The sequence below is a fragment of the Serratia sp. OLAL2 genome (genome assembly GCF_002752475.1).
Classification (GTDB): domain Bacteria; phylum Pseudomonadota; class Gammaproteobacteria; order Enterobacterales; family Enterobacteriaceae; genus Serratia; species Serratia bockelmannii.
This window is the reverse complement of record NZ_MSTL01000018.1, coordinates 699,676-725,349: the sequence shown is the minus strand read 5'-3', so window position 1 is coordinate 725,349 and position 25,674 is coordinate 699,676. Positions and strand designations below refer to the sequence as shown.

The window sequence follows — 25,674 nt, the reverse complement described above, 5'->3', positions numbered from 1 at the left end:
AATGATAGGGAGTGGCGAATTTTTTGTCTAATATATTAATAATTCAAATTAAGACGTTTTAAATATGAATATCGAGCTGAGACACCTGCGTTACTTTATTGCCGTGGCGGAAGAGCTGCATTTTGGCCGTGCCGCCGAGCGGTTGCGGATCTCCCAGCCACCGCTCAGCCAGCAAATCCAGGCGCTGGAAGAGATGGTCGGCGCGCGGCTGCTGGCGCGCAACAACCGCAACGTCAGTTTGACCCAGGCCGGGGAGATGTTCCTCAAAGAAGCCTACCAGGTGCTCGATCAGGTCGGGCGCGCGGCGGAAAAGGCGGCGCGTCTGGATCGTGGCGAACTGGGGGAAATGACCATCGGCTTTACCTCTTCCGCGCCCTTTATCGGCGTGGTGGCGCGCAGCCTGCGCACCTTTCGTCAGCAGTCCCCGCAGGTGCATATCAAAATGCGCGAAATCAACACCAAACAGCAGATCGAACCGCTGCTGAACGGTGAGCTGGATCTGGGGGTGATGCGCAACACGCGGCTGCCGGAAGCGCTGCACTATCAGCTGCTGCTGCGCGAACCGCTGGTGGCGGTGGTGCCGGAGGGGCATCCGCTGGCGGAAACGCCCGGCGGCGCGCTGCGTTTTCAACACCTGGCGCAGGAGCCGTTCGTGTTCTTCTCGCGCGAAGTGGGCACCGCGCTGTATGACGAAATCCTGCTGCTGCTCAGCAAGGCCGGCATTACTCCCTATATCACCCAGGAAGTGGGGGAAGCGATGACCATCATCGGGCTGGTCTCCGCCGGGTTGGGGGTGTCGATTTTGCCAGCGTCATTCGCCCGAGTGCGGGTGGACGGCGTGCGCTATTTGCCGCTGGCGGAGCCGGACGCCACCACCGAAGTTTGGCTGGTGCATCACCGCCGCCGGCCGCTGACCGCCGCGGCGCAGGCGCTGATGGCGTTGATGCTGAAATGACGTTGAGGTTGGGCAAATAAAAATCAATTCACGCTGAAATTGCGAGGAATTTGTGCAGCAAATCACATAACGAATCAAATAGTTGACGCTGTATGACAAAAGCCCCACCATAACCCCTAGTCTTTATTTAGAAGCGCGAAAAATAGTAGGAGCCGGTTTGTGATTGCGGTTGGGCAGCCTGGGCATATCGATCAAATCAAGCAGACCAATGCGGGGGCGGTTTATCGGCTAATCGATCAGCTGGGCCCGATTTCGCGTATCGAACTGTCAAAACGCGCACAGCTGGCGCCCGCCAGCATCACCAAGATCGTGCGCGAACTGCTGGAAGCCCATCTGGTCAAGGAAACCGAGTACCAGGAAATCGGCAGCCGGGGCCGCCCGGCGGTGGGGCTGGTGCTGGACACCGAGGCTTGGCATTACCTTTCCGCCCGTATCAGCCGCGGCAGCATCACGCTGGCGCTGCGCGATCTCAGCAGCAAACTGGTGGTGGAAGAGTTGCTGCCGCTGGCGGCCGAACACCCTGAACCGCTGCTGAAACGCATCCTGACCGAAGTCGACCAATTCTTTATCCGCCACCAAAGCAAGCTGGAGCGGCTGACGGCGATCGCCATCACGCTGCCGGGCATGATCGACGTGCAGTCCGGCGTGGTGCACCGCATGCCGTTTTACGACGTGCTGGAGATGCCGCTCGGCCCGGCGCTGGAAACCCGCACCGGCCTGCCGGTTTACTTGCAGCATGACATCAGCGCCTGGACCATGGCCGAGGCGCTGTATGGCGCCTCGCGCGGCAGCCAGAACGTGATTCAGGTGGTGATCGACCACAACGTCGGCGCCGGGGTGATCACCGGCGGCCACGTGCTGCACGCCGGCAGCCACAGCGTGGTGGAGATCGGCCACACCCAGGTCGATCCGTACGGCAAACGCTGCTATTGCGGCAACCACGGCTGCCTTGAAACCGTAGCCAGCATCGAGAACATCCTGGAGATCGCCCAGCAGCGGCTGAGCGGTTCGATGAGCTCCAGCCTGCACGGCGCGCCGCTGACCGTTGAATCGCTGTGCGACGCCGCGCTGGCGGGCGATCAGCTGGCGCGGGACATCATTCTCGGCGTCGGCCACAGCGTGGGGCGCATTCTGGCGATCATGGTCAACCTGTTCAATCCGGAGAAGATCCTGGTGGGCTCGCCGCTCAACCGCGCGGCGGAGATCCTGCACCCGGCCATCGCGTCCTGCATTCGCCAGCAGGCGCTGCCGGCCTACAGCGAGCAGGTCAAGGTCGAATCCACGCAGTTCTTCAATAAGGGCACCATGCCCGGCGCCGCGCTGGTGAAAGAGGCGCTGTACAACGGTTCGCTGCTGGTGCAATTGCTGCAAGGCTAACATCAGAACTTCTTATTAATCCCGCAAAAGATTGAGCTACCTCAAGCCCCTACGTGGCAGCATCCCCTAGAATTTTTCCGAAAGACTTCTTCGCCGCCGATGCGGCGACACATTGTTAACGGGGCATTCTGGGGCATTTTATTCATGTTGAAGCGTTTATTTGTGACAGGCACGGATACCGACGTCGGTAAAACCGTGGTTTCCCGCGGGTTGATGCAGGCTCTGGCCGCCGAAGGCCGTTCAGTGGCCGGCTACAAGCCGATCGCCGCGCGCTGCCAGGAAACCAGCGAGGGCATCCGCAATAAAGACGCTTTGGTGTTGCAGGCATCTTCAACCTTGCCGCTGTCCTACGAGGAGATCAACCCCATCACTTGTCTGGATGAGGTGTTTCACGCGCATGCGACCGAGGATATCAACTATGGCCTGATGAGCAGCGGCCTGCGGGATCTGTCCGCCAAAGCCGATACGGTGGTGGTGGAGGGCAGCGGCGGCTGGCGCGTGCTGATGAACGATCTGCGGCCGTACGCCGAATGGGTGGTGCAGGAGCAACTGCCGGTGGTGCTGGTGGTGGGCATCAAGCTGGGCTGCGTCAGCCACGCGCTGCTGACCGCGCAGTCGATCATCAACGACGGCCTGCCGCTGCTGGGCTGGGTGGCCAACCGCATCAATCCGGGGTTGGCGCACTACGCCGAAACCATCACGGCGCTGCAGCAGCGCATTTCCGCGCCGCTGCTGGGTGAAATTCCGTATCTGCCGCGCGCGGAGCAGCGCGAACTGGCGCACTACCTCGATATTTCCACGTTGCTGTAGCCCATTCAGGCACAGAACGTCGCCAACAATCGGGCGGCGATCAACAGGCCCAGCCCATACACCGTGTGGGTGAGCAGGCTGAGGAGCCGCGCCCTGCGCGGATTGGCGGTTTTCGCCGCCGCCACGCCAAAGCCCAGCGCGGGCTGCATCACCAGAAACGGCGCCGCCAGGCTTAGCCAGCCGCTCAACAGCGCGATGCGCGGTTCCGGCGCCGCATACCACTCGATGCCCGCCAAACCGAGCGGGATAAAGGCGAACGCCAAGCCGATGGCGTAGTGCAGTATCCAGCCGATTTTTCTCTCACCCTGGCGCGGCGGCGCCGTGACGATGGTGGCGTGAAACCAGCGGCCGTCGAACATGCCGAGAAACCAGCGGCCCACCAGCGCGTAATCGAGGGAAGGGATGCCGAAGCGCCGCTTCAGCAGCAACGCCCACAAATCCATGCAGAGGGTGGCGCCGGCGCCGGTTAACAGGATGCGCACTAACATATCGGGGGTCATACGGGTGTCCTTAACTCAGTGACGTGATAATGTGCGCACAGTGTGCAACTTAAAGTCGGCTTCAAGTCAATGGCAAAAGAACTGGATATCGGCGCGGTGGCGCGCCTGAGCGGAGTCGCGCCTTCTGCGCTGCGGCATTACGAGAAAAAGGGGCTGATTGCGTCGATAGGCCGCCACGGTTTGCGCCGTCAATACGCCGCCGGGGTGCTCGATCAACTGCGGCTGATTGCGCTCGCGCGCCTGGCCGGCTTTACGTTGGATGAGATGAGTGCCTTGTTTGACGAACGGGGCCAAATCGCGATCGATCGCGGGCTGCTGGCGGCGCGGGCGGATGAGCTTGATCGCCATATCCAGCGCCTGATGCAGGTGCGCGACGGGCTGCGGCACATGGTCGATTGTCCTGAACCCGAGCACCTGCAGTGCCCGCAGTTCAGGAAAATATTGCAGCAGGGTGAGTTCTAAGCCTCGCGTTTGGGCGGCGCCGCCGTGTGGTACACCGACACCGGCCGCAGGCCGCGCGACACGGTGGTGGCGATCACGCAGGCCAGCAGAATGCCGGGCAGCAGCGCGTATTCGCCGGTCATTTCAAACACCATCAGCGCCGCCATGATCGGCGCATGGGTGGTGGCGGCCAGCAGGGTAGCCATGCCGGTCAGCGCCAGCAGCAGCGGCACCGCCGCATCCATGCCCGGCCACAGGCCAAACAGCTGACCGATGATCGAGCCGAGCGCGGCGCCGACGAACAGCGTCGGGGTGAAGACCCCGCCGGGTGCGCCCGACCCGCTGCTGGCAAGGATTGCCAACAGTTTACATACCAGGATCGCCCCCAGCAGCAACACCCCCGGTGGCGCAATCAGCAGCGCCTGTACCACGCTGTAACCGTTGCCCCACACCTGTGGGAACAGCAGCGAAAGCAGCCCGACGATCAGGCCGCCCAACGCCAGCTGCAACGGCGGCTTCAACCGCAGCGATCGGAACGCGCGGCCGGTGGCGGTCATCAGCCATAAAAACAGCGGCCCGCCGGCGCCGGCCACCACGCCGACCAGCGCCATCAGCAGGTATTGTGTCGGCAGAGGGGCGGATAGCGGCGTCACCAGGTAGAGCGGCGCCTGGCCGCCGTTGAGCAGGTTGGTCATCAGCAGGGCGCTCACTGCGGCGATCACCACCGGGCCGAGCGAGGCCAGCATCAGGGTGCCGAACAGGATCTCGGCGATAAACAGGCTGCCCGCCAGCGGCGCATGATAGGCGCTGGCCATCCCGGCGGCGGCAGCGCAGGCCACCCACAGTTTCCATTCTTTCTCGTGCGTAAAGCGCTGGGCAAACAACGAGCCCACCAGCGCCGCCAGCAGGATCATCGCGCCTTCGCGGCCGATGGCGCTGCCGCTCGACACCACCAGCAGCGACGCCAGACACTTCACCAGACTGGCGCCGGTATCCAGCTTGCCGTTGCCGGTCTCAATCGCTTCCATATAGTCGGTGGGCGCCGCCGGACGCTGGTGGCGGTAGCGCTGGTGAATATACAGCAGCAGGCCCGCCGCCAGACCGCCCAGCGCGGGCGTCAGCGCGCGTCGCCAGCCGGGCAGCGCGGCGGCGGCGGCCACCAGGCTGCCGTCGGCATTGCCGAGCAGCAGCCACTCGAGGCCAATCATCGAACGGTGGAACAGCCACACCGCCAGGGCGGCGGCGACGCCGATAAACACGGCGATAAGCAGGCTGCGCAGCAGGGCGCGATAGTGGTGCAGGTGGACCAATCTTTTCATGCGTGGGCGGCGTCGTGAGAAAAATCAAAGGGTCATCAGCGCATTGTGCTTGGCGCTCCGGCCGATGACCAGTGAATCTTTAGCAAACTGCGGCATAGGCGGGGCGGCGAGCGCCCCGGCGGGGGTTATTGCGGCGTCAACACCCGGCGCGTGCGGCCGGAGCTGAGGTAGTCGGCGATATAATCCTGCGAGATTTCGCCGCTGTAGCGGCCGTCTTCATCGACGATCGGCATCCAGGAGGTGTTGTGCTCGTACAGTTTCGACAGCACCACGCGCAGGTTCTCCTCCGCACGGGCGGTGACGCGGAAACGGTGCAGGCTGTCGGCGCAGACCCCGGGCGCGCCGCGCGCCTCACGGCGTTTGACGTATCCCAACGGTTTGCCGTCGGCATCCACCACCGTCACCGAGCGGGCGTCGATATCGTCCATCAGACCGAACGCCTCCACTAGCGGCGTCTCCCGGCGCACCGTCACCGTTTCCTGTTGATCGGCCACGTCGCCGGCCTGCACCAACAGCAGGCGCTTCAGCGTGCGATCCTGGCCGACAAAGGACGCGACGAAGTCGTTCGCCGGGCGCGCCAGCAGCTCATCGGCGCTGGCGTTCTGCACGATTTTGCCCTGGCGGAACACCGCGATGCGATCGCCGAGCTTCAGCGCTTCGTCGATGTCGTGGCTGACCAGCATCACGGTCTTTTTCAGCTGGCGCTGCATGTCGAGAAACTCGTTCTGGATGGTTTCGCGGTTGATCGGGTCTACCGCGCCGAAGGGCTCATCCATCAGCAGCACCGGCGGATCGGCGGCCAGCGCGCGGATCACGCCGATGCGCTGTTGCTGCCCGCCGGACATCTCTTTCGGGTAGCGGTGCAAAAAGCGCTTGGGATCCAGCGCCACCATGCTCATCAGCTCCTCGGCGCGATCGTGGCAGCGTTTTTTGTCCCAACCCAGCATGCGCGGCACTACGGTGATGTTCTCCTCGATGGTCATGTTGGGGAACAGACCGATCTGCTGGATGACGTAGCCGATTTTGCGGCGCAGGCTGACGGTATCCAGCGCGCTGGTGTCCTCGCCGTTGATCAGAATGGTGCCGCCGGTGGGTTCGATCAGGCGGTTGATCATCTTCAGCGTGGTGGTTTTGCCGCAGCCGGAAGGGCCGAGCAGCACGCAGATTTCGCCTTCCGGCACGTCCAGATTGATGTTGTCGACGGCGTTGAACGGTGTGCCGTTCTTCTGCATGAACTGTTTGGTCAGATTTTCCAATTTAATCATGAGCGGATCCCCTTGGGCGTTAGCGCAATTTGCAAGCGGTGCAATAACCAATCGAGGACGATCGCCAGCAGGCTGATCATCACGGCGCCGGTAATCAACTGGCGGATGTCGCTGCTGCTGATGCCGTTGAGCAGCAGCAGGCCAAGGCCGCCGGCGCCGATCACTGCGGCTATCGCCATCACGCCGATATTCATCACCACGGCGGTGCGAATGCCGCCGAAAATCACCGGCAGTGCCACCGGGATCTCAACCCAGCGCAGGCGTTGCCAGAACGTCATGCCGATGCCGCGGCCGGCTTCGCGCAGCCCGCCGGGCAGGTTGTCGAGCGCGGTGTGGGTATTGCGCACGATCGGCAGCAGCGAGTAGAGGAACACCGCGGTGATCGCCGGTACGTAGCCAATGCCGTGGCCGATTAAGGAAAACAGCGGGATCATCAGCCCGAACAGGGCGATGGAGGGCACGGTCAGCACCAGCGTGGCCAGGCTCAGCACCGGCGTCGCCAACCATTTGTGGCGGACAATCAGCACGCCGAGCGGTACGCCGATCAGGATCGCCAGGCCGACGGCGACGCCGACCAGCAGCAGGTGTTCCAGCGTCAATCCGGCGATATAGGCCCAGTTTTGCCAGGCGTAAAGTAAGGTATTCATCATGTCTCCTAAATCAGGCCGCGCTGCTTGAGGAACGCGTCGGCGACCTGTTGCGGCGTCTGGTAGTCGATATCTACCTTGGCGTTAAGCTCGGTGATGACCTGGTTATTGAACTGTTTCGACAGCGTGTTCAGCGCCGCTTCCAGCCCCGGCGTGTTTTGCAACACGTCGGCGCGCACCACCGGCGTGACCGCATAACTCGGGAAATAGCCTTTGTCGTCTTCCAGCACCTGCAGATCGAACCCTTTCACCCGACCGTCGGTGGTGTACACCAGCCCGGCGTCGACGAAGCCGTCGCGAATGGCGTTGTAGACCAGGCCGGGGTCCATCTGGCGGATTTGCGGGCGATCGAGCGGCATGTCGTACAGCGCCTGCATCGGCTTCAGGCCGTCCGAGCGGCCGGCAAACTCCAGGTCCAGCCCCAGCAGCCAGTTGTGTTTCGGGTCGGTTTTACGCACCTGTTCCACTTTGGCCACCAGCTGCGACATCGTGCGAATCTGCTCTTTTTCCGCGCGCTGGCGCTGCATGGCGAAGGCGTAAGTGTTGTTCATGTCCGCCGGCTGCAGCCACACCAGGCCTAGCTTGGCGTCGAGTTTTTTCACCGTGTCGTAAGTTTCCTGCGGCGTCATGCGCTTATTGATGTGGTTAAAGATGATCAGCGAGGTGCCGGTGTATTCCCAGGTCATGTCGATCTGTTTGTTGATCATCGCGTTGCGGGTGATCACCGTGGCCAGATTGGTCTTGGGTTCGACCTGAAAACCTTTGGCCCGCAGGTATTGCACGGTGATCGCCGACAGAATGCGCTGTTCGGTAAAGTTCTTGCTCGCCAGCGTCAGCGGGGCGGCCCAGGCGGCCGCGCCGGTCATCAGCAAGGAGAACAGCAGCGCGTGGCGGAGTGGTTGTAACCATCGAGTCATCGCGTTTCTCCCATCAGGATGCGGTGTGCGGGCTGAGCCGGCGGCCGAGACCGGCCAGCGCCAGATCGAGCAGCAGGGCGATCAGCGCGGTGGCGGCGGCGCCGAGGATCAGCGTCGGGAAGTCGTTCAGGTAGATGCCGGGGAAGATCAGCTCGCCGTAGCTGCTGGCACCGATTAAAAACGCCAGCGGCGCGGTGCCGACGTTAATCGCCATTGCGATGCGCACCCCGGCGAAGATCACCGGTAGCGCGTTAGGGAGTTCAACCTGCCGCAGTCGCTGCCCGGCGGTCATGCCAATACCGTTGGCGGCCTCGACCAGCGCCGGTGGCACCGAACGCAGGCCGGCATAGGTATTGCGCACGATGGGCAGCAGCGAGGCGAGGAACAGTGCCACCACCGCCGGCCGATCGCCGATGCCGATGATTACCATCGCCAGCGCCAGCACCGCCAGCGGCGGCAGGGTGTTGCCGACGTTGAAGATCTGCATCACGTGTTCCGCCCAGCGGCGGGCAAAGGGGCGGCTCAGCAGGATGCCGCTGGGAATGCCGACCAGCAGCGACAGCAGCATGGAGCAGGCCACCAGGAACATGTGTTGCTGGCCGAGATAGATCAAATCTTCCCGGCGCGACTTGAGGGTGTCCCAACCGATGCCGTAAACCAGCAGCGCGATGACGGCGATAAACAGCAGGCTCCCGAGGAGCAGGCGCCGGTATGGCGCTGACTTGTGCATGATGTTGCGTCCTCCGTTGCGCGGAGCGGCCGACGAGACGGCGCATTCCGCTCTGATTGTTACCCACGGCCCGGCGGGCGTGGCGGTACAAAACGGGCGTTTCGCATGAGGTTAGCGACATTGAGCGAAGGGTGCGTTCGGCACAGCGTGCTGAACGTAGGCTCAATACGTGAGTTAATCAGCATAAGATACTGATATTTAAACCCGAGAAAGCACGAAGCCCAAAGGCGTCGGCTAGGGAAGGTATAGCACCCTGTCGTTGGTCGTGCCAAGTTTTATGAACAAAATCAGGTGATTGAGTTTACGCCGATCTGCGCCTCAGCCCGCGTCAGCGCTGGGATGCATGGAAAGTGAAAAAAATCCGCCGCATAACGTTACGCCGTAACAATGAGTCCAAATGGTGCGATTCGCCGCCGGCAAAGACAGGATGTGAGGGCGGATAGACTCGGCGCAGGCGCTTGCTGATATACTCAGAGAAAATAAAAACGCCAGGAAAGCTGCATAACGCCATGACAAATAACGTTTCACCCGCACCCATCGCTCACCGCCCGCTGATTCTGATCGCCTGCATGCTGGCGATGTTCATGTCGGCGATCGAAGCCACCATCGTCGCCACCGCCATGCCGACCATCATCGGCGATCTCGGCGGCTTCTCGCTGCTGGGCTGGGTGTTCGCGGTCTATTTGCTGGCGCAGGCGATCACCATCCCCATCTACGGGCGGCTGGCGGATCTCTACGGCCGCAAGCGGGTGTTCTTCTTCGGCGCCACGCTGTTTCTGCTGGGATCGGTGCTGTGCGGCTTCGCCCCCGACATGTATTGGCTGATCGGCTTTCGTCTGCTGCAGGGGTTGGGCGCCGGCGCCATCATGCCGATCGCGTCCACCATCATCGGCGACATCTACAGCGCCACCGAGCGGCCGAAGGTGATGGGCTACCTGTCGAGCGTATGGGGCGTGTCGGCGATCATCGGCCCGCTGTTGGGGGCGTTTATCGTCCAGCATCTGCCGTGGGCGCTGGTGTTCTGGGTTAACCTGCCGATCGGCCTGCTGGCGATGTTCTTCCTCTGGCGCTATCTGCCGGCGCATCAGCAGCTGCGGCGGCACGCGCTGGATCTGGCGGGCACCGCCTGGCTGACGCTGTTCGTTTCGGCGCTGCTGCTGGCGCTGTTGCAGATGGAAAGTCTGGGATGGTGGGTGGCGCCGCTGTTTGCGCTGGCGGCGGCGTCGCTGGCGCTGCTTGTCCGCCAGGAGCGGCGTGCGGTCGAACCGTTGTTCCCGCTGGCGCTGTGGCAAAGCCGGGTGATCGTCGCCGGCAACATCGGCGGGCTGGTGATCGGTGCGGCGATGATGGGCATCAGCGCTTTCCTGCCCACCTTCATTCAGGGCGTGATGGGCGGCTCGCCGCTGGAGGCGGGCACCACGCTGGCCCTGATGTCGATCGGTTGGCCGCTGGCCAGCACGCTGAGCGGCCGTTTGATGCTGATGACCTCGTATCGCGCCACGGCGCTGCTGGGGGCGCTGCTGTTGGTGGCGGGCGGCCTGATATTGCTGCTGTTGCAGCCGGCGGGCGGCCTGCTGTGGGGCCGGGTGGCGGCGTTTATGGTCGGCGCCGGTATGGGGTTGTGCAACACCACGTTTCTGGTTTCGGTGCAGAACGCGGCGCATTACAGCATTCGCGGCATCGCCACCGCCTGTACCGTGTTTACCCGTATGGTGGGCTCGGCCATCGGCACCGCTATTCTGGGCGCGACGCTGAATCTCAACTTGCAGTGGCGTTTGCCGGAGATTGACGATCCGGTGCAGCGTCTGATGGAACCGGCGGTGCGCCAGAGCATGGGGAGCGAGGCGTTGGCGCAGCTGACCCAGCAGGTGGCGGCTTCGCTGCATTGGGTATTTCTGGTGTCGGCGCTGGTGTCGTTGCTGGCGCTGGCGGCGGCGATGCTGATCCCGGCGCGTTGTCGGCCGCAGGGCGAAGAAGAAGAGGCGGAGCAGGCGTAAGGGAGAAGGAAAGGGCGCTGCTGCAGAGCGCCCGGGATAGCCGGTGTGGCTTACTGCGTGTTGGAGGTATCCTGGCTGGTGCCGGTCTGCGCCGCGTCACCGCGATCGTCGCCGTTGTTCAGGCGGGTATAGACGATCTTCTGGGTGTCGTTTTCGCAGTGGCCGACCACCTGGCCACCCGCTTGATCGGCCTGATCGTTGGGCACGATCTCCAGTTTGAAGCCGGACTCCGGTACGCCGTTATTGACGATTTTTTGCGAAATGTCCGCTTTCACGCTTTCGCAGGAGGCCAGTGCCGCCAGCGGGGCGCCGGCCAGCAACACAGCGGTTAATATCAGCGTTTTTTTCATTACGTCATCCTTTTAGACAATGGACTTCCTGTAACAGGATAGCAGCAACGGCGACCGGGTTTCACGCTTGCCCGCCCGCCGCAGGCGGATTAAGGATTAATCCGACGGCCGGTCTGGCGATCCAGGCATTTACGGGTGTCCGGTTCCCAGTAGGCGTTGACGTTGTTGCTGTCGTTGCAACGGTCTTCGTCATCCGCGGCGCGATCGGCCTTGTCGAACTCTTTCTCGACGCGAGTGTTAACCTTGTGGCGCAGGGTTTTGGTATCATTCCACAGCTCTTTGCTCTGGCGCGCTTCTTCGGTGCTCATCGCGCCGCTGCCTTTGCCATCGACGGTGACGCAGGTGCTGCCCTGAGTGCAGGTGGCGGCCAGCGCCGGCGCCTGCCAGGCGCCCATAACGGCCAGCATGGCGACCGGCAGCATCCCGCGCAGCAGTCGTTGGGTCGAAAATGTTTTCATCGTTTCATCCTTATGAGTGAGTGCGCCTGATGATGGCGGCACTGGCGTTACCTCGCCCGCAGGCGTGGTGACAAATATACCACTGCGTTCCTGGAATTCACCAGCCAAGCGCCGATTCGTTTACTTTATCGAGAGAAAACTGCGACCGATGTTAAAAACCACGCTGTTGTTTTTCGCCACTGCGCTCGCCGAAATTATCGGCTGTTTCCTGCCTTACCTGTGGCTCAAGAAGCAGGGCAGCGCCTGGCTGCTGCTGCCGGCGGCATTAAGCCTGATGCTGTTTGTCTGGCTGTTGACACTGCATCCGGCGGCCAGCGGGCGAGTCTACGCGGCCTATGGCGGCGTGTATGTGGCGACGGCGCTGCTGTGGCTGCGGGTGGTGGATGGGGTGAAGCTGTCTGCGCTGGACTGGGTGGGCGCCGGGGTGGCGCTGGTGGGCATGCTGATCATCGTTTCCGGCTGGCGCGCGGCCTGAGGAAACAGGGCGGGAGTCGCCTCCCGCCGCCAGGGATCAGGCGCCGCGGTTGATGTTCAGCCCGGCGAAGGACTGGCTGACCGGCATCATTTCCAGCGTGTTGATGTTGACGCGCGCCGGCAACGTGGCGACCCAGAACACCGACTCGGCGATGTCTTCCGGCGTCAGCGCATCGGCGCCTTCGTAGGTTTTATTGACCTTGCCGTCATCGCCCTTGAAGCGCACGTTGGAAAACTCGGTGCCGCCCACCAGGCCCGGCTCGATATCGGTCACGCGGATGCGCGTGCCGTGCAGATCGGCACGCAGGCCCAGGCTGAACTGTTTGACGAACGCCTTGGTGGCGCCGTACACGTTGCCGCCGGCGTAAGGCCAGTTGGCGGCGGTGGAGCCGATGTTGATCACGTGGCCGACGTTGCGTTCGACCATGGCCGGCAGCAGCGCGCGCGTCATGTTCACCAGCCCTTTGGCGTTGGTGTCAATCATGGTTTCCCAGTCATCGGCGTTGGCCTTGTGCGCCGGCTCCAGCCCCAGCGCCAGCCCGGCGTTGTTCACCAGCACGTCGATCTGACGCAGCTCGGCCGGCAGTGCTTCGATCGCCTGTTGAATGGCGGCGCGGTTGCGCACGTCGAGCCGCACGATGTGCAGCGCTTGCCCTAATTCGTCCTGCAGCTCTTCGAGACGCTCAAGGCGGCGCCCGGCGGCGATCACCTGGTGGCCTTCACGGATAAAACGGCGCGCAATGGCTTCGCCGAAACCGGAGGTGGCGCCGGTAACAAAAATAATCATGTTGCTGTTCCTCAACTGTTTTTACCCTACATACCTCTATCATTAGCACAAAGCCGCAGGCAGTGGCAGCGGTTATCACGGCGGAAAGCAAAAAAGGTCACACCGGGCCGGCGGCCCGATGCTGATTAGCGCTGAGGCGGCAGGTGGTACACCACGGCGTCATACTTGACGCGTTCGCAACGGCCGGCCAGCACGCCGCCCAGCGACTCGACGAGGCGGCGGCTGGCGGTATTCTGTTCGGCCACCGGGTAGATAAGGTGCTGCGGCTGAAAGCGTTCGCTGACCCAGCGCGCGATGCTCTCAACGATTTCGCGGCCGTAACCCTGGCCATGCAGGCTCTCTTTGACCCAGATGCCCAGCTCCGGGGTGTGGCTGCGCAGGTTGTGTGCGCCGCCGACGCCGACGAACTCTCGGTCTTCGCGCCGGCGGGCGACGAAGATCACTTCTTCGCCTTCGCGCATCAGCGGCAGCCAGCCTTGCCAGACGTTGGCGAAATCTTCCGGTGACGCTTCCGGCTCAAAGGTCATAAAGCGCGTCAGAGTGGGGGTGATCGCCTGGTAAACATCGTCGGCGTCTGCTGCGGTAAAGGGGGCAATCAACAAACGGTCGGTGTCCACGCGGCACTGAGAAAGGTCATTATGATTCATCTTATTCCCTCGCTTTTCAGGCCAGAACGGCAAAAAATCCGCGCCCATAAATCGGGGCGGATCGTCGATACTACGCGTATTGGCGTCAGAAGCGACTTATTTTTCGCCGTTGCGGCGGCGCGGAGGAGTGGTTTTATGTGACATCGTCACGTTGATGGGAAAGGCGGCGGGCACGGTTAACCGCGCCCGCCGCTGAAGATCAGAACTTCACCGAACCTTGCAGATAGATCGTGCGCGGCTGGCCGATGTACAGACCTTTGTTGTTGTCGTCATAGGCGCGGGTGAAATACTCGCGGTTGAACAGGTTTTTCACCCCGACGCCCAGATTCAGACCGGCCATTTCCGGGCCGAAATCATAGGCGGCGCGCACGCCCCACAGCATATAGCCGGGAATGCGGCCGGTGCTGCCGTCGGTGCTTTCCGCCACGGTGTTGGCGTTGTCGGCGAACTGGCTGGACTGGAACTCGCCGTTAAGATTAAACGCCCAGTTGCCCGGCGTGTAGTCCAGCCCCAGCGTGCCTTTATGCTTCGGCGAGAACGGCACCTGGTTGCCCTTGTAGCCGCCGTCTTCGCGGATGGTGGCGTTGACGTAGGCGTAGCTGGCGTAGGCGGTCAGGTCGTCCAGTTTCGGCGTCAGCTGCGACAGATCGTAACGCAGGTTGCCTTCCAGCCCGGCGTGGCGGGTTTTGCCGCGCGCGGTCACGCTGTCGGTCACCTGGTTGGAGTCGTACTGGTTGTTGAAGTTGATCAGGAACAGCCCGATCTCGCCGGTCAGCGCATCGCCGGCGTAGCGGGTGCCCAGCTCCCAGGTGCGCGCCTTCTCCGGTTCAATCTTGCCGCTGTCGACCGCTTTGCCCATCTGGCTGTATTGCACGGTGCCGAAGGAGCCTTCGGTGTTGGCGTACAGGTTCCAGTATTCGTTCAGGTGATACATCACGTTCAACGCCGGCAGCGGTGCGTTATAGCTAACGTCGAGGCGGTTGTTCTTGATGTAGTTGTTCTGATACGACTTGATGTACTCGTAGCGCATGCCCGGCGTGATAGTCCAGTCGCCGATGTCGATGCGATCGTCGATATAGAAGGCGTGCGCCTCGGTGCCGGACTGGGTGTCGCGATCGTACGGGCTGGCGGTGGACGGCAGCCTGCCGGTGCTGGCCTTGCTGGTGTAGCGTAGCTCGTGGGTGGATTCGCTGACGTAGCGGTAGCCGACGCCGACCTCATGCGCCGAATCGCCCCAGCGGAAGCTCTGGCTGTAGCGCGGTTCCACGCCGCGCACCCAGTATTCGCGCGGCGACAGCGTCAGGTTTTTACCCTGATCCAGATAGCCGCTGCGCAGGGTGTAGGTGTAGAAGCTCTGCACGTCGAACTTATGCTGTTGATCCGGCTGATACTGATAGCCGAAGTTGGCCAACTGGCGGCGGCCCCAGAACTTGTCGTACGGGCGCGTCGACTGGAATGGGTTGGCGTTGTAGTCCGCCCGGCTCAGGCCGCCCGGCATGTCCGCTTCGCCTTCGTAGTATTGCAGCAGGCTGTTGAAGGTGTGCACCTCGTTCGGGGCGTAGCGGCTTTTCAGCATCACGTCGTCAATCTTGGTCGCGCTGTGCTCGCGCCAGTCGCTGCCGCGGGTGCCGGAGTAGAGCAGCGCCGCGCCGAAGCCGTTGTCGGCGGTGCCGCCGATCATCAGGTTGCCGGTGCCTTTCGGGTGATCCTGGCGCGAGGTCGGGCTGAGCTGCCCCTGCATGCCGGCCTCCATGCCGAAGGTTTTCGGGATGGCGCGGGTGACGAAGTTAACCACGCCGCCGACGCTCTGCGGCCCGTAGCGCACCGCGCCGCCGCCGCGCACCACGTCAATCGCATCCATATTGCCGAGCGAGACCGGCGCCAGCGACAGCTGCGGCTGGCCGTAAGGGGCGAAGGGCACTGGGATGCCGTCCATCAGCACGGTGGAGCGGCTGGCGAGGCGCGGATTGAGGCCGCGAATGCCGAAGTTCAGCGCCATGTCATGGCTGCCGGTGCCGTTGTTCTCCGGCGCCACTACGCCCGGCACTCGGTTCAACGCTTCGCGCACGGTGGTGGTGCCGGTTTTGACGAAGTCTTCGCGGCGCACTACGTCGCGTGCACCGGGATGTTCGAACACGTCGATCTGGCGGCCTTCCGCCAACCAGTCGCCGACCACGGTGATGTCCTCTTCCTTCTGTGGCTGCGGCAGTTTGGCCAGCGTGTAACCGTTGTTGCCGAGCGCTTTAGCCTGCAGGCCGCTGCCCGCCAGCAGGGCGTTCAGGCCGTCATCGACGCCGTAGCTGCCGCTCAGGCCCGGCGAACGTTTACCGGCGGTCAGCGTGCCGTCCACCGAGAGCGCGATGCCGGCGCGCGCGGCGAACGCGTTCAGCGCGCCATCCAGCTCACCGGCCGGAATGTGATAGGTCGCTGCACCGCTGGCGGCGAGCGCCGCCAGCGGTGCAGCGAAGACCAGGCCAATGGCCACGGCCAGCGGCGTGGCCCGTTTTCCCCAAAGCGAAGCCGGAGCGACCTTTCCCCAAGCGTTGTTCATACCTTCTCCTGAATCATTTTTTATTTATTGCTGCAGTGTTTTCCTGGGAGTCGGATGAGCGAAGCAAAAGGGACAATCAAGAATGCGATTTTTTATCATTTTTATTTAAAAAGATTCAGGCGGGGACGATTTGCAGCCAATAGCGGGTAAAGCTCTGCAGGCGCACCGGCAGGGTCTGGCTGAGCAGGGCGAGGGCGCGATCGGTATCGTTGAGCGGGAAACTGCCGCTGACGCGCAGGCCGGCGACGGCCGGATCGCAGCTCAGGTGGCCGCGCCGGTAGCGCGCCAGTTCGGCGATCACCCGGTCCAGCCGCCACTGGCTGACGCTCAACACGCCGCGCAGCCAGCCGTCCTCCGTCGTGGCCGGTTGTTTGTCGCTGAAGGCCGTGGTGCTGAAGCTGATCTGTTCTCCGGCGTTCACCCGGCGCTTTTGTTGCGCGTCTTGCGCCAGCTGCGCCTCGACCGCGTGTTCCAGCACCGCCAGGCGCGTTTCGCCGTCGCTCTCGCGCACCAAAAAACGGGTGCCGAGCGCGCGCATCGCCCCCTGCGGGCTTTGTACCCACAGCGGCCGGGGATCGCGTCCGGTCACCAGGCTGATTTCTCCGGCGTGCAAGCGGATCAACCGTTGGCGATCGTCGTAATGCACGTCTACCGCGCTGGCGGTGTTCAACACCAGTTGGGTGCCGTCGCTTAACACAATGGGTTTGATTTCGCCGGTGGCGGTGCGGTAGTCGGCGCGCAGCTCCCGGCCGAGCGGCGACTGGTAGAAGAATCCGCCGCCGCCCACGCCGAGCAGCAACAGCAGACTCTTCAGCAGGGTGCGGCGATCGATCGCCGACTGGCGGTCGGCGCGATCGAGCGCACGGTAGCTGAACTTGCCCGGCACGCCCTGCAACTGACTCTGCAGCGCTTCGACGCGCTGCCAGGCCCAGCGGTGATCGTCATGCTGCTGGTGCCAGGCTTGCCATTGTTGGCGCTGGCGTTCGGTGACGTGCTCATCGCACAGCAGGGCATACCAGTGTGCGGCCATTTTCAGCGCCTGGCGCTGCTCGGGGGTGATGGCGTTGCTCATGAATAAATGTCGTTTTCGAGGCTGAACAGCAGGCAATGCTCGGTGGCTTTGGCCATGTATTTTTTAACCGAACTGACCGACACGCCGAGGCGCGCGGCGATGTCCGCATAGCCCAGACCTTCGAGCTGCGACAACAGAAAGGCCTGTTTTACCTTCGGCCCCAGGCCATCGAGCATGGCGTCGATCTGCTGCAGGCTTTCCAGCAGGCTCTGGCGCTGCTCCGGCGACGGGGCGTAGCCTTCCGGGATCAGCACCAGCATCTCCAGATAGGCGCGTTCCAGCGTTCTGCGGCGGAACAGATCGACCATCACCCGCTTGGCGACGGTGACCAGAAAATCTTTCGGCTCGCGCAGGGTCGCCGCGGCGTCGCTTTTCAGCAGACGCATGAAGGTGTCCTGCGCCACATCGTCCGCGTCGAACGCGCAGCCCAGCCGCCTGCGCAACCATCCCTGCAACCAGGCATGATGGGTGGCGTAAAGGCGCGACAGCGCGGTGTGCGGGGCGGAAGCGGTGGCGGACATGGTTTTCGCATTGCTGGTCAAAAAGATGCGCGGATGATAATTGAGAATGGTTATCGTTTCAAGTTTGTCGGGTGGCCTGCGGAATGGGCCAGACCGCTTTGCATCGTGTTGGAATAAACGTCACGGCCGCGAAATTATCCGCTTGCCCAATAAAGGTGCAGCGGCGCGGTGTTATTTCGGCAAGCAAACGGTTGCTATTCGTCTGCCGTTGAAGACCGCCACGCGTTTTATTCTTTTTCATCGGTTGGTTTTCTTTGGTTGAATTAGTATCAATCTGTTTTTAAATAAAAATATATTTTATGACCGCCTGTTGGCACACGGCTTGCTATGCTTAATCCGGTCTTTATGTTTGGGTAAAAAAGGCCTTGTTTCATCATCGCAAGTTATTACGCGGGTGGGCTTGGCCGGCCGTCACAAGGAAGAAAATAATGGCACTGCAATTCACCACGGCTATTCGTGGCAATTTTTTTGATATCGCCGCCTGTGTGGAGGCGCCGCAACAGCTCGAGGAACGCCTGCGGCATGTTCCCGACGGTTTGCTGCTGCTGAACGACGGCGTCATCGTCTGGTTCGGCAGCTGGCAGCAGGGCGAGGCGCTGCTGCCACCGGGCTTCGCGGTCACGGAGTATCGCGACAAACCGATCGTACCGGGGTTTATCGATACCCATATCCACTATCCGCAAACCGAAATGATTGGCGCCTATGGCGATCAACTGCTGGACTGGTTAAACAATTACACCTTCCCGACCGAAAGCCGTTACGGCTGCGAGCAGCACGCCGATGCGATGTCGGCCTTCTTTCTGCGGGAGTTGTTGAGCAACGGCACCACCACCGCGCTGGTGTTCGGCACCGTGCATCCGCAGTCGGTCGATACGCTGTTCAGCCAGGCGGCAGCGCTGAACATGCGCCTGATCGCCGGTAAGGTGATGATGGATCGCCATGCGCCGGAGGCGCTGCTGGAAACGCCGGAGCAGAGTTACCGCCAAACGCGTGAACTGATCGAACGCTGGCACGGCAAAGGCCGCCTCGGTTACGCCATTACGCCGCGCTTTGCGCCCACCAGTACGCCGGCGTTGCTGGCGCAGGTGCAGCGGCTGCGCGAAGAATTCCCCGACGTTTGGCTGCAGACGCACCTGAGCGAGAATCCGCAGGAAGTGGCCTGGGTAAAAGCGCTGTTCCCGCAGAGCCAAAGCTATCTGGACGTTTACCACCGCTACGGCATGACCGGCAGCAAAAGCGTGTTCGCCCACTGCCTGCACCTGGAGGAGCAGGAGTGGGACTGCCTGTGCGAGACCCGCTCGGCAATCGCCTTTTGCCCCACCTCCAACCTGTTTCTCGGCAGCGGGCTGTTTGACCTGCAGCAGGCCTGGCGCAAGCGGGTGAAGCTCGGTATCGGCACCGACGTAGGGGCCGGCACCACCTTCAATATGCTACGCACGCTGGGTGAGGCGTACAAGGTCGGCCAACTGCAGCATTACCGGCTCTCTGCCGTAGAAGCGTTCTATCACGCCACCCTGGGCGGCGCCCGCGCGCTGTCGCTGGACGACAAAATCGGCAACTTCAACGTCGGCAAAGAGGCGGATTTCGTGGTGCTCGATCCGGCGGTCACGCCGCTGCAGCAGTTGCGCTACGCCAACAGCGCCACGTCTGCGGAGCAAGGGTTCGTGCTGATGACCCTGGGAGACGATCGCAACATTTATCGCACCTATGTGAATGGTAAGGTGGTTTATGAGGCGTCGCGCTGACACAGCCGCGCCTGCAGCCAAACGCTGAGCGGTGCGACGGCGACGGCACTCAGCGCGCACAGCCATAACAGACGTTGCAAACTGAGCGGGGTGAGGCCGCCGCTCAGCAGCGTGGAGGAGAGCAAGAAGGCCACCGTGGCGCTCAGGTGTATCAGGGCGGTTTGCAGTACGCCGAAGGCGGCGCGTTGCCGATTGTCCGGCCAGCGCATGCTCAGGGAAGAGATCGCCACCAGCCGCGCATAGGCCGCCGCGAGAAACGCGACCATGAACAGTTCACCGCGATCGCCACCGCGCGCCACCAGCCACAGGCTGCCCAGCAGCAACAGCGTGGCGCCCACCGTCAGCGTCACGGCACCAAAGCGTTGCAGCCAGCGGCCTGCCAGCACGGTCGCCAGATAACCGGCCACGCCGCCGATGAAAAATAGCCAGGACAAATGCGCGTCTGCCACCTGTAACCGCTGGGTGAGCAGCGGCGCCAGCACCGGGATCAGCAGCATTGGGCTGAACTGCGTCAGGCCGGCGGCGGCGGCGAACAGCAACAACCGGCGATCGAGCGTGACGGGCGCGGCAGCCTGTGGCTGCGGCGCATCCCTGGGAACGAACAGCGCCACCAACACCGCCGCCAGCAGACACAGCCCGCCGATAGCCGCCAGCGCAACGTGCCAGCTTGCCACTTCGCACAGGTACAGCATGCCCGGCATGCCGACAATGCTCACCAGCGAAAAAGACGCGATCACCGTCGCCAGCATTCTGCCGTGCAGCGCGGCCGGCGCGGCGTTGAGCAGCAAGCCGATCCCGACGCCCATCGTGGTGCCGCCCAACAGCCCGGCCAGCAGCCGCAGCGCTAACAGCCAGTAAAACTGCTGGGTTGTGGCGATCAATAAGGTGGTCACGCCCAGTAGCGTGACATTGAGCATCAGAAAGCGCTGCTTCTCAACGCCGCCGATCCAGAAAAATGCGCCGATGCCGGAAATCACCGCCGCCAGCGTATAGGCCGCGCTGACATAGCCGGCGTAGCTGACGGGCACGGAAAAGTCGGCGGCCATGTAGAGGAATATCGGGTTGAATACCATGTATTCCAGTGCGTTGGTGAACTGAATAAAGGCGATGACCAGCGCTATCGCCGTCAGCTTTCTCGTGGGTGTCATAAGCATCTATCGGTTGCAGAGTCAGGCCGGCAGTGTAGCGCTTGGCGTTGATCGGGATTAGATGGTAGAAATGGCATGGTTTGTTATCAAATCAGGGATAATCATGCGCGATAAATTGGATTTAAACCTGTTACGCATCTTCGTGGCGGTGGTGGAGCAAGGCAGCTTCGTCGGGGCGGCGCGGGCGCTGGCGATGCCGACCTCCAACGTCAGCCGCTATATCTCTCAGCTGGAGCGCCAGCTCGAGCAGCGATTGCTCGAACGCAGCACTCGCTCGATGCGGCTGACGCCGAACGGCCAACTGTTGCATGAACGCACCCAGCCGCTGCTGGCGTCGCTGGAACACACCGCGCAAACCCTCAGCGAACGGCAGCAACAGCTGCGTGGGCCGCTGCGCCTGTGCGTGCCCAATGAAGTGGGGCCATACCTGTTGGGCGAGCCGCTGGCGGCGTTCGCCCTGCAGCATCCGCAGATCGAAATCAGCTGCGTGACTAACCTGGCGGGTATGACGTCGCTGCTCGACGATGTCGATCTGGCGGTGATGATCAGCCGGGGCATGCTGGACGACAGCGACTATGTCGCGCAGCCGCTGGCGTCTTTCCCCTGCATCGTGGTGGCCGCTCCGGCGTTGCTGGCGCAGTGGTCGCCGTTGTCGGAGATTGAACAATTCACGCAATTGCCCTGCATCAGCACGGTGGATGCGCTGAAGGGCATGCCGTGGCAGTTCGTCCGCCCGGACGGAACCTTCGTTACCGTCCCGGTCAATGCGCGCTATCGCGTCAATAGCGGGGAGATGGCGCTGAAGGCGGCCTTGGCCGGCGTGGGGTTCGCCATGCTCTCCGAGCTCGGCTGCCGGCCGTTTCTGGCCGATGGCCGTTTGGTTGAGGTGCCGCTGGCACTGCCGCCGGCGCCGCTGCAGCTGTATGCCGTTTACCCCGGTCGCCGCTATCTGCCGGCCAAAACGCGCGCGCTGCTGACCTTTCTGATACAGCAGGTCGGCGAGGCGGCTCACGTCTAATCACTTGTTTTTGCTCAAACTGCCAACTGCCCTAAGCTAGGAGGTGACTCAGAGGGAGCCATTCCCCGAGACCTTATTCCGTGGACATGGAGGCGTTTCGATTTGATGCGTTTATCCACATTGCTGCTCGATCCGGCGGTCACGCCGCTGCCTATTACATATGGCGAGAGATAGAATGAATAGAGTTATTTGATTAGGAGGCTCTTTATTGGTTTTTTATTGATATGCATAGTGATATACGGCTATGTGGCTGGGTAAGTGCGTAAAAAACATTGCATTTATTCGGAACGCCCGATATCATAATGAGAATAATTATCTTTACGATATCGCTAATTAAAAACAACAGATCTGTTTTAATCTCTGCTGCTGTTTTTCGATATGCTTCCGCATTTTACGAGCCAAGGCTGGCTTGAATTTTATTTCTGGAAAGGGATGTCATGCGTGATTTGTTTCGACAGGAAGCCACGGATCATCAGCGGGCGAAATGGGCGGGTAAGGCTTTATTGATAAACGGCTTGCCTGCCTGGTGCTTTGGTCTTTTATCGTTTTTATTTATTCTTGTTTTCCTCTCTTTTCTTATATTCAGTCATTATACACGCCGCATTAATGTTTATGGTGAAATCACCACCTTCCCCCGCTCAGTCAACGTGTTTGCGCCCCAACAGGGTTTTATCTCAGAACGCTTCGTCGAAGTGGGGGATGTGGTTAAAAAAGGCCAGCGTCTTTATCAGATTGATGTCAGCCGAGTGACGGATAACGGGAAAGTGAGCGCCAATACGCGCCTGGCGCTTGAAAACCAGTTAAAACATGTCGACAGCATCATTCTTAAGTTGCAAGACAACAAGCGTATGACGCTGGAAAATCTACGCGCGCAAAAAAAACAGTATGAATTGGCGCATATGCAGTCCAAACAGCTGTTGGATAATGCACGAGAGGGGGTGGCATTTGCTCAGGACAACATGCGTTCCTATAAGGAATATCAGCAACGCGGTCTGATTACCAAAGATCAGCTTAGCGGGCAAACCTATTCATTTTATCAACAACAAAGTCTGTTCCAAAACTTGCATAGTCAACACATTCAGGAGTCGTTGCAAATTACGAATTTGGAAAGTGACATCGTTACGCGCGCGGCAGATTTTGATAACCAAATTTCGCAGTACCAGTTTCAGCGCAATGATTTGCAACGGCAGTTAGCGGAAGCCGATGCCAGCGGCGCATTGATCGTGAACGCCCCAAGCGATGGCCGCATTGAGTCTCTCAGCGTTACGCCGGGTCAGATGGTCAATAGCGGTGACAGCTTGGTACAGATTATTCCACGTAACGGCGCGATTTATCAGCTAGTTTTATGGTTGCCGAACACCAGTGTGCCTTATGTTTCAGCGGGGGACGGCATTAACATTCGCTATGACGCTTTCCCTTATGAGAAGTTCGGTCAGTTTCCCGGCAGAATAGAAAGCATCGCTTATGTACCGGCCTCCATTCAAGAAATGTCAACTTACAGCAGTTCTCCCGTGCATCAACCCAGCGCGCAAACGGCATCTTTTTACAAGGTGACCGTTTCCCTGGATAAAACGCATGTCAGTTACCAGGGCAAAGCGTTGCAGCTCACTAACGGCATGCGGGCTCAATCCACGCTGTTTCTGGAAGAAAGGCCTCTATATCAATGGATGTTCTCACCTTTCTACGATATGAAAAACAGCCTGATGGGGCCAATCAATGACTGAATCTTATTTAGACGCGCTAAAGGGCAAACTCAATTTGTCGCTGCGCCGCAAAGTGCCGCAGATCCTGCAAACTGAAGCCTCGGAATGCGGGCTGGCCAGTTTAGCGATGGTATGCCATTACCATGGTTTGCAAATCGATCTGTTTAATCTGCGCAGCCGCTACGGCTTTTCTTCACGCGGGGCGACGCTCTCCGCGTTGATTGACATCGCGAGCGCCCTCAAGCTGCAATCCAGAGCGTTATCGCTGAATATCGATGAGCTTAAAGCGTTGAAAATGCCCTGTATTCTGCATTGGGACATGAAGCATTTCGTGGTGCTTGTCAGTGTCAGCCGAGGACGGGCGGTGATCCATGATCCTGCCTTTGGCCGTAAAGTGCTGGAGTTGCATGAACTGTCGCGGCATTTTACCGGCGTAGCGCTTGAGCTATGGCCAGACAGTGAATTTCAGCCGATCAAACAGCAAAGCAGATTGCGCTTTCGTAAGCTGATGAGCAATGTGCGCGGCCTTAAGGGAGCCTTGCTAAAGATCTTCTGTCTGTCGATCGTGATTGAAGCGGTTAATCTGCTGTTGCCCGTTGGTACGCAGTTGGTCATGGACCATGTGATTTTGGCCGGCGATCATGATCTTTTAGCGCTGATATGTATAGGATTGCTGTTCTTTATTTTATTCCGCACCGGCGTATCCATGTTGCGCTCATGGATCTCTATCGTCATGGGCGCGTTGATAGACGTGCAATGGAAGGCGGGAGTGTTTGATCATCTGATGAAATTGCCGCTTTCCTTCTTTGAGAAGCGCAAGTTGGGTGATATTCAATCCCGTTTCGGCTCATTGGATACGATAAGAGCGACTTTCACTACCAGCATCGTCAGCAGCATTATTGATGGCATCATGTCTGTCGGGGTATTTGTCATGATGCTGCTCTATGGCGGCTGGTTAGTTTGGGTGGTGCTCGGCTTTACGGCGATATACGTCATTCTCAGGCTGTCGACTTATCAACATTATCGGCAGCTGTCGGAAGAGCAGTTGGTGAAGGGCGCGCGGGCCGGGTCTCATTTCATGGAGACGTTATATAGCATCAGTACGTTAAAGGCGTTGGGGTTATCTGAAACCCGTTCACAGTATTGGCTGAATCTAAACGTAGAAACGATCAATGCGGGTATCAAGCTGACCAAGTTAAACATGATGTTTGGCGGTTTGGGGGCGTTTATTGCCACCTGCGATCAGGTGATCATCCTTTGGCTCGGCGCGGCATTGGTCATAGACAATCAAATGACGATCGGCATGTTTATCGCGTTTAACGCCTACCGTGGGCAGTTCTCGGAGCGTGCCAGCAGCTTGATCGACATGATGCTTCAGCTGCGAATGTTAAGCTTGCACAATGAAAGGGTGGCGGACATTGTGCTTTCGTCACCGGAACCGCAAATGCCCGCGCGTCAGCTCTTCACAAAAGGCAACGCCGCAGAGCTTCAGGTGCGGAATCTGCGCTACCAGTATGATCGTTTGGCGAAACCCATTATCACGGATTTGAATCTCAGCATTGCCGCGGGAGAAAGCGTGGCGATTGTCGGCCCCTCCGGCGTGGGTAAAACCACATTGATGAAGTTAATGTGTGGGTTGCTGTCGCCGGATGAAGGAGCCGTGCTGGTCGATGGTATGGATATCAGCAACATTGGCGTTAATAATTATCGCCAATGTATCGCTTGCGTGCTGCAAGATGACAAGCTGCTGGCGGGATCTATCGCTGAAAATATTTCAGGATTTGACGCCGAAATGGATCTGAAACGTATTGAGGCGTGCGCACGGCGTTGCAATATGCATGATGATATTCAAAACATGCCGATGGGCTACGAAACATTGATCGGCGAATTGGGGGGAAGCCTTTCTGGCGGACAGAAACAGCGTTTATTGATAGCCCGTGCGCTCTATCGTCGCCCCAGCATTCTGTTTATGGACGAAGCGACCAGCCACTTGGATCTCGATAATGAAACACATATTAACCGCGCTATTTCACAACTGAACATTACCCGCGTGATTATTGCGCACCGTCCATCGACGATTGCCTCTGCGGATAGAGTCATTCAACTCGGGTAACGTCAGCTTCGCTTCACCTGGCTTCTTCATCTCGACATTTTCGCTACGCCAACCGCGCTGCTCACCCTGTGGTGGGCCCATGACAAAAAGGGTTATCATAACGATAACCCTGGCATGAAATGACGCTTT

General features: G+C 60.4%; 25 protein-coding genes. 10 read left to right on the top strand and 15 right to left on the bottom strand.

Going from position 1 to position 25,674, the window contains the following annotated elements:
• Positions 1-64: 64 nt before the first annotated feature.
• From BVU99_RS16760 to bioD, 3 genes are all read left to right on the top strand, one after another.
• The gene (locus BVU99_RS16760; RefSeq protein ID WP_025302712.1) at positions 65-955 is read left to right on the top strand and encodes a LysR substrate-binding domain-containing protein; all 891 of its coding nucleotides are present in this window, start codon (positions 65-67) and stop codon (positions 953-955) included.
• A gap of 159 nt (positions 956-1,114) precedes the next feature.
• On the top strand, positions 1,115-2,332 hold the full coding sequence (locus BVU99_RS16755; protein WP_025302713.1) for an ROK family transcriptional regulator: 1,218 nt from the start codon (positions 1,115-1,117) through the stop codon (positions 2,330-2,332).
• 144 nt (positions 2,333-2,476) lie between these two features.
• The gene (gene bioD, locus BVU99_RS16750) at positions 2,477-3,142 is read left to right on the top strand and encodes a dethiobiotin synthase (RefSeq protein WP_025302714.1); all 666 of its coding nucleotides are present in this window, start codon (positions 2,477-2,479) and stop codon (positions 3,140-3,142) included.
• Between the two features lie 5 nt (positions 3,143-3,147).
• Here bioD and BVU99_RS16745 read toward each other — a convergent pair whose 3' ends face one another.
• The gene (locus BVU99_RS16745; RefSeq protein ID WP_043143271.1) at positions 3,148-3,642 is read right to left on the bottom strand and encodes a DUF2938 family protein; all 495 of its coding nucleotides are present in this window, start codon (positions 3,640-3,642) and stop codon (positions 3,148-3,150) included.
• Between the two features lie 69 nt (positions 3,643-3,711).
• Between BVU99_RS16745 and BVU99_RS16740 the strand changes: the two genes are divergently transcribed.
• Positions 3,712-4,104: a helix-turn-helix domain-containing protein gene (locus tag BVU99_RS16740; protein WP_043143268.1), complete on the top strand. Its 393-nt coding sequence runs from the start codon at positions 3,712-3,714 to the stop codon at positions 4,102-4,104.
• Here BVU99_RS16740 and clcB read toward each other — a convergent pair.
• The 5 genes from clcB to BVU99_RS16715 all read right to left on the bottom strand — a co-directional run bounded on the left by clcB (position 4,101) and on the right by BVU99_RS16715 (position 8,961).
• Complete coding sequence (gene clcB / locus BVU99_RS16735; protein WP_060447221.1) at positions 4,101-5,402, bottom strand: voltage-gated ClC-type chloride channel ClcB; 1,302 nt, start codon at positions 5,400-5,402, stop codon at positions 4,101-4,103. The genes BVU99_RS16740 and clcB overlap by 4 nt on opposite strands.
• 125 nt (positions 5,403-5,527) lie before the next feature.
• A complete protein-coding gene (osmV, locus tag BVU99_RS16730) occupies positions 5,528-6,667 on the bottom strand; it encodes an osmoprotectant ABC transporter ATP-binding protein OsmV (protein ID WP_016927861.1) in 1,140 nt (379 codons plus the stop codon).
• On the bottom strand, positions 6,664-7,314 hold the full coding sequence (osmW, locus tag BVU99_RS16725) for an osmoprotectant ABC transporter permease OsmW (RefSeq protein ID WP_015377782.1): 651 nt from the start codon (positions 7,312-7,314) through the stop codon (positions 6,664-6,666). The genes osmV and osmW overlap by 4 nt, the downstream gene beginning before the upstream one ends.
• Before the next feature lie 8 nt (positions 7,315-7,322).
• Complete coding sequence (locus BVU99_RS16720; RefSeq protein ID WP_204317362.1) at positions 7,323-8,180, bottom strand: glycine betaine ABC transporter substrate-binding protein; 858 nt, start codon at positions 8,178-8,180, stop codon at positions 7,323-7,325.
• A 64-nt stretch (positions 8,181-8,244) separates the two neighbouring features.
• Positions 8,245-8,961 carry an ABC transporter permease gene (locus BVU99_RS16715; RefSeq protein WP_043143261.1) on the bottom strand — a complete coding sequence of 239 codons (717 nt, stop codon included), beginning with the start codon at positions 8,959-8,961 and terminating at the stop codon, positions 8,245-8,247.
• Between the two features lie 509 nt (positions 8,962-9,470).
• On the opposite strand from BVU99_RS16715, the gene BVU99_RS16710 reads away from it, so the two are divergent.
• The gene (locus BVU99_RS16710) at positions 9,471-10,958 is read left to right on the top strand and encodes an MDR family MFS transporter (RefSeq protein WP_049203477.1); all 1,488 of its coding nucleotides are present in this window, start codon (positions 9,471-9,473) and stop codon (positions 10,956-10,958) included.
• A 50-nt stretch (positions 10,959-11,008) separates the two neighbouring features.
• On the opposite strand, the gene BVU99_RS16705 is transcribed toward BVU99_RS16710, so the two are convergent.
• Together BVU99_RS16705 and BVU99_RS16700 are read right to left on the bottom strand one after the other, a co-directional pair.
• Complete coding sequence (locus BVU99_RS16705; RefSeq protein ID WP_019455911.1) at positions 11,009-11,308, bottom strand: DUF1161 domain-containing protein; 300 nt, start codon at positions 11,306-11,308, stop codon at positions 11,009-11,011.
• An 89-nt stretch (positions 11,309-11,397) separates the two neighbouring features.
• The gene (locus BVU99_RS16700) at positions 11,398-11,766 is read right to left on the bottom strand and encodes a DUF1283 family protein (RefSeq protein ID WP_099816809.1); all 369 of its coding nucleotides are present in this window, start codon (positions 11,764-11,766) and stop codon (positions 11,398-11,400) included.
• A 148-nt stretch (positions 11,767-11,914) separates the two neighbouring features.
• Here BVU99_RS16700 and BVU99_RS16695 point away from each other — a divergent pair, with 148 nt between their 5' ends.
• The gene (locus tag BVU99_RS16695; protein ID WP_025302721.1) at positions 11,915-12,241 is read left to right on the top strand and encodes a YnfA family protein; all 327 of its coding nucleotides are present in this window, start codon (positions 11,915-11,917) and stop codon (positions 12,239-12,241) included.
• Between the two features lie 36 nt (positions 12,242-12,277).
• Here BVU99_RS16695 and ydfG read toward each other — a convergent pair whose 3' ends face one another.
• From ydfG to BVU99_RS25010, 6 genes are all read right to left on the bottom strand, one after another.
• Positions 12,278-13,027: a bifunctional NADP-dependent 3-hydroxy acid dehydrogenase/3-hydroxypropionate dehydrogenase YdfG gene (gene ydfG / locus BVU99_RS16690; RefSeq protein WP_099816810.1), complete on the bottom strand. Its 750-nt coding sequence runs from the start codon at positions 13,025-13,027 to the stop codon at positions 12,278-12,280.
• Positions 13,028-13,152: 125 nt separating this feature from the next.
• Entirely contained in the window at positions 13,153-13,674 is a 522-nt protein-coding gene (locus BVU99_RS16685; protein WP_025302723.1) for a GNAT family N-acetyltransferase, read from the bottom strand.
• 199 nt (positions 13,675-13,873) lie between these two features.
• Positions 13,874-16,225, bottom strand: a complete 2,352-nt coding sequence (gene fecA, locus BVU99_RS16680) for a TonB-dependent Fe(3+) dicitrate receptor FecA (protein WP_099816811.1) — start codon at positions 16,223-16,225, stop codon at positions 13,874-13,876.
• Positions 16,226-16,340: 115 nt separating this feature from the next.
• On the bottom strand, positions 16,341-17,297 hold the full coding sequence (gene fecR / locus BVU99_RS16675) for a ferric citrate uptake sigma factor regulator FecR (RefSeq protein WP_060447217.1): 957 nt from the start codon (positions 17,295-17,297) through the stop codon (positions 16,341-16,343).
• Positions 17,294-17,818 (bottom strand): ferric citrate uptake sigma factor FecI, encoded by a 525-nt coding sequence (fecI, locus tag BVU99_RS16670; RefSeq protein ID WP_043143252.1) that lies wholly within the window; start codon positions 17,816-17,818, stop codon positions 17,294-17,296. The genes fecR and fecI overlap by 4 nt, the downstream gene beginning before the upstream one ends.
• A gap of 58 nt (positions 17,819-17,876) precedes the next feature.
• Positions 17,877-18,059 carry a hypothetical protein gene (locus BVU99_RS25010; RefSeq protein ID WP_127146125.1) on the bottom strand — a complete coding sequence of 61 codons (183 nt, stop codon included), beginning with the start codon at positions 18,057-18,059 and terminating at the stop codon, positions 17,877-17,879.
• 187 nt (positions 18,060-18,246) lie between these two features.
• Between BVU99_RS25010 and guaD the strand changes: the two genes are divergently transcribed.
• Positions 18,247-19,563 carry a guanine deaminase gene (gene guaD / locus BVU99_RS16665; protein ID WP_099816812.1) on the top strand — a complete coding sequence of 439 codons (1,317 nt, stop codon included), beginning with the start codon at positions 18,247-18,249 and terminating at the stop codon, positions 19,561-19,563.
• On the opposite strand, the gene BVU99_RS16660 is transcribed toward guaD, so the two are convergent.
• A complete protein-coding gene (locus BVU99_RS16660; protein WP_099816839.1) occupies positions 19,545-20,711 on the bottom strand; it encodes an MFS transporter in 1,167 nt (388 codons plus the stop codon). The two genes, guaD and BVU99_RS16660, sit on opposite strands and share 19 nt — an antisense overlap.
• A 103-nt stretch (positions 20,712-20,814) precedes the next feature.
• Between BVU99_RS16660 and BVU99_RS16655 the strand changes: the two genes are divergently transcribed.
• The 3 genes from BVU99_RS16655 (at position 20,815) to BVU99_RS16645 (ending at position 25,545) form a co-directional block, all read left to right on the top strand.
• Positions 20,815-21,729, top strand: coding sequence for a LysR family transcriptional regulator (locus tag BVU99_RS16655; RefSeq protein ID WP_025302729.1), 915 nt, complete (start codon positions 20,815-20,817; stop codon positions 21,727-21,729).
• A 437-nt stretch (positions 21,730-22,166) separates the two neighbouring features.
• On the top strand, positions 22,167-23,453 hold the full coding sequence (locus tag BVU99_RS16650; protein ID WP_049295529.1) for an HlyD family secretion protein: 1,287 nt from the start codon (positions 22,167-22,169) through the stop codon (positions 23,451-23,453).
• Positions 23,446-25,545, top strand: a complete 2,100-nt coding sequence (locus tag BVU99_RS16645) for a peptidase domain-containing ABC transporter (RefSeq protein ID WP_016927850.1) — start codon at positions 23,446-23,448, stop codon at positions 25,543-25,545. Before BVU99_RS16650 ends, BVU99_RS16645 begins: the two co-directional genes overlap by 8 nt.
• Positions 25,546-25,674 lie beyond the last annotated feature (129 nt).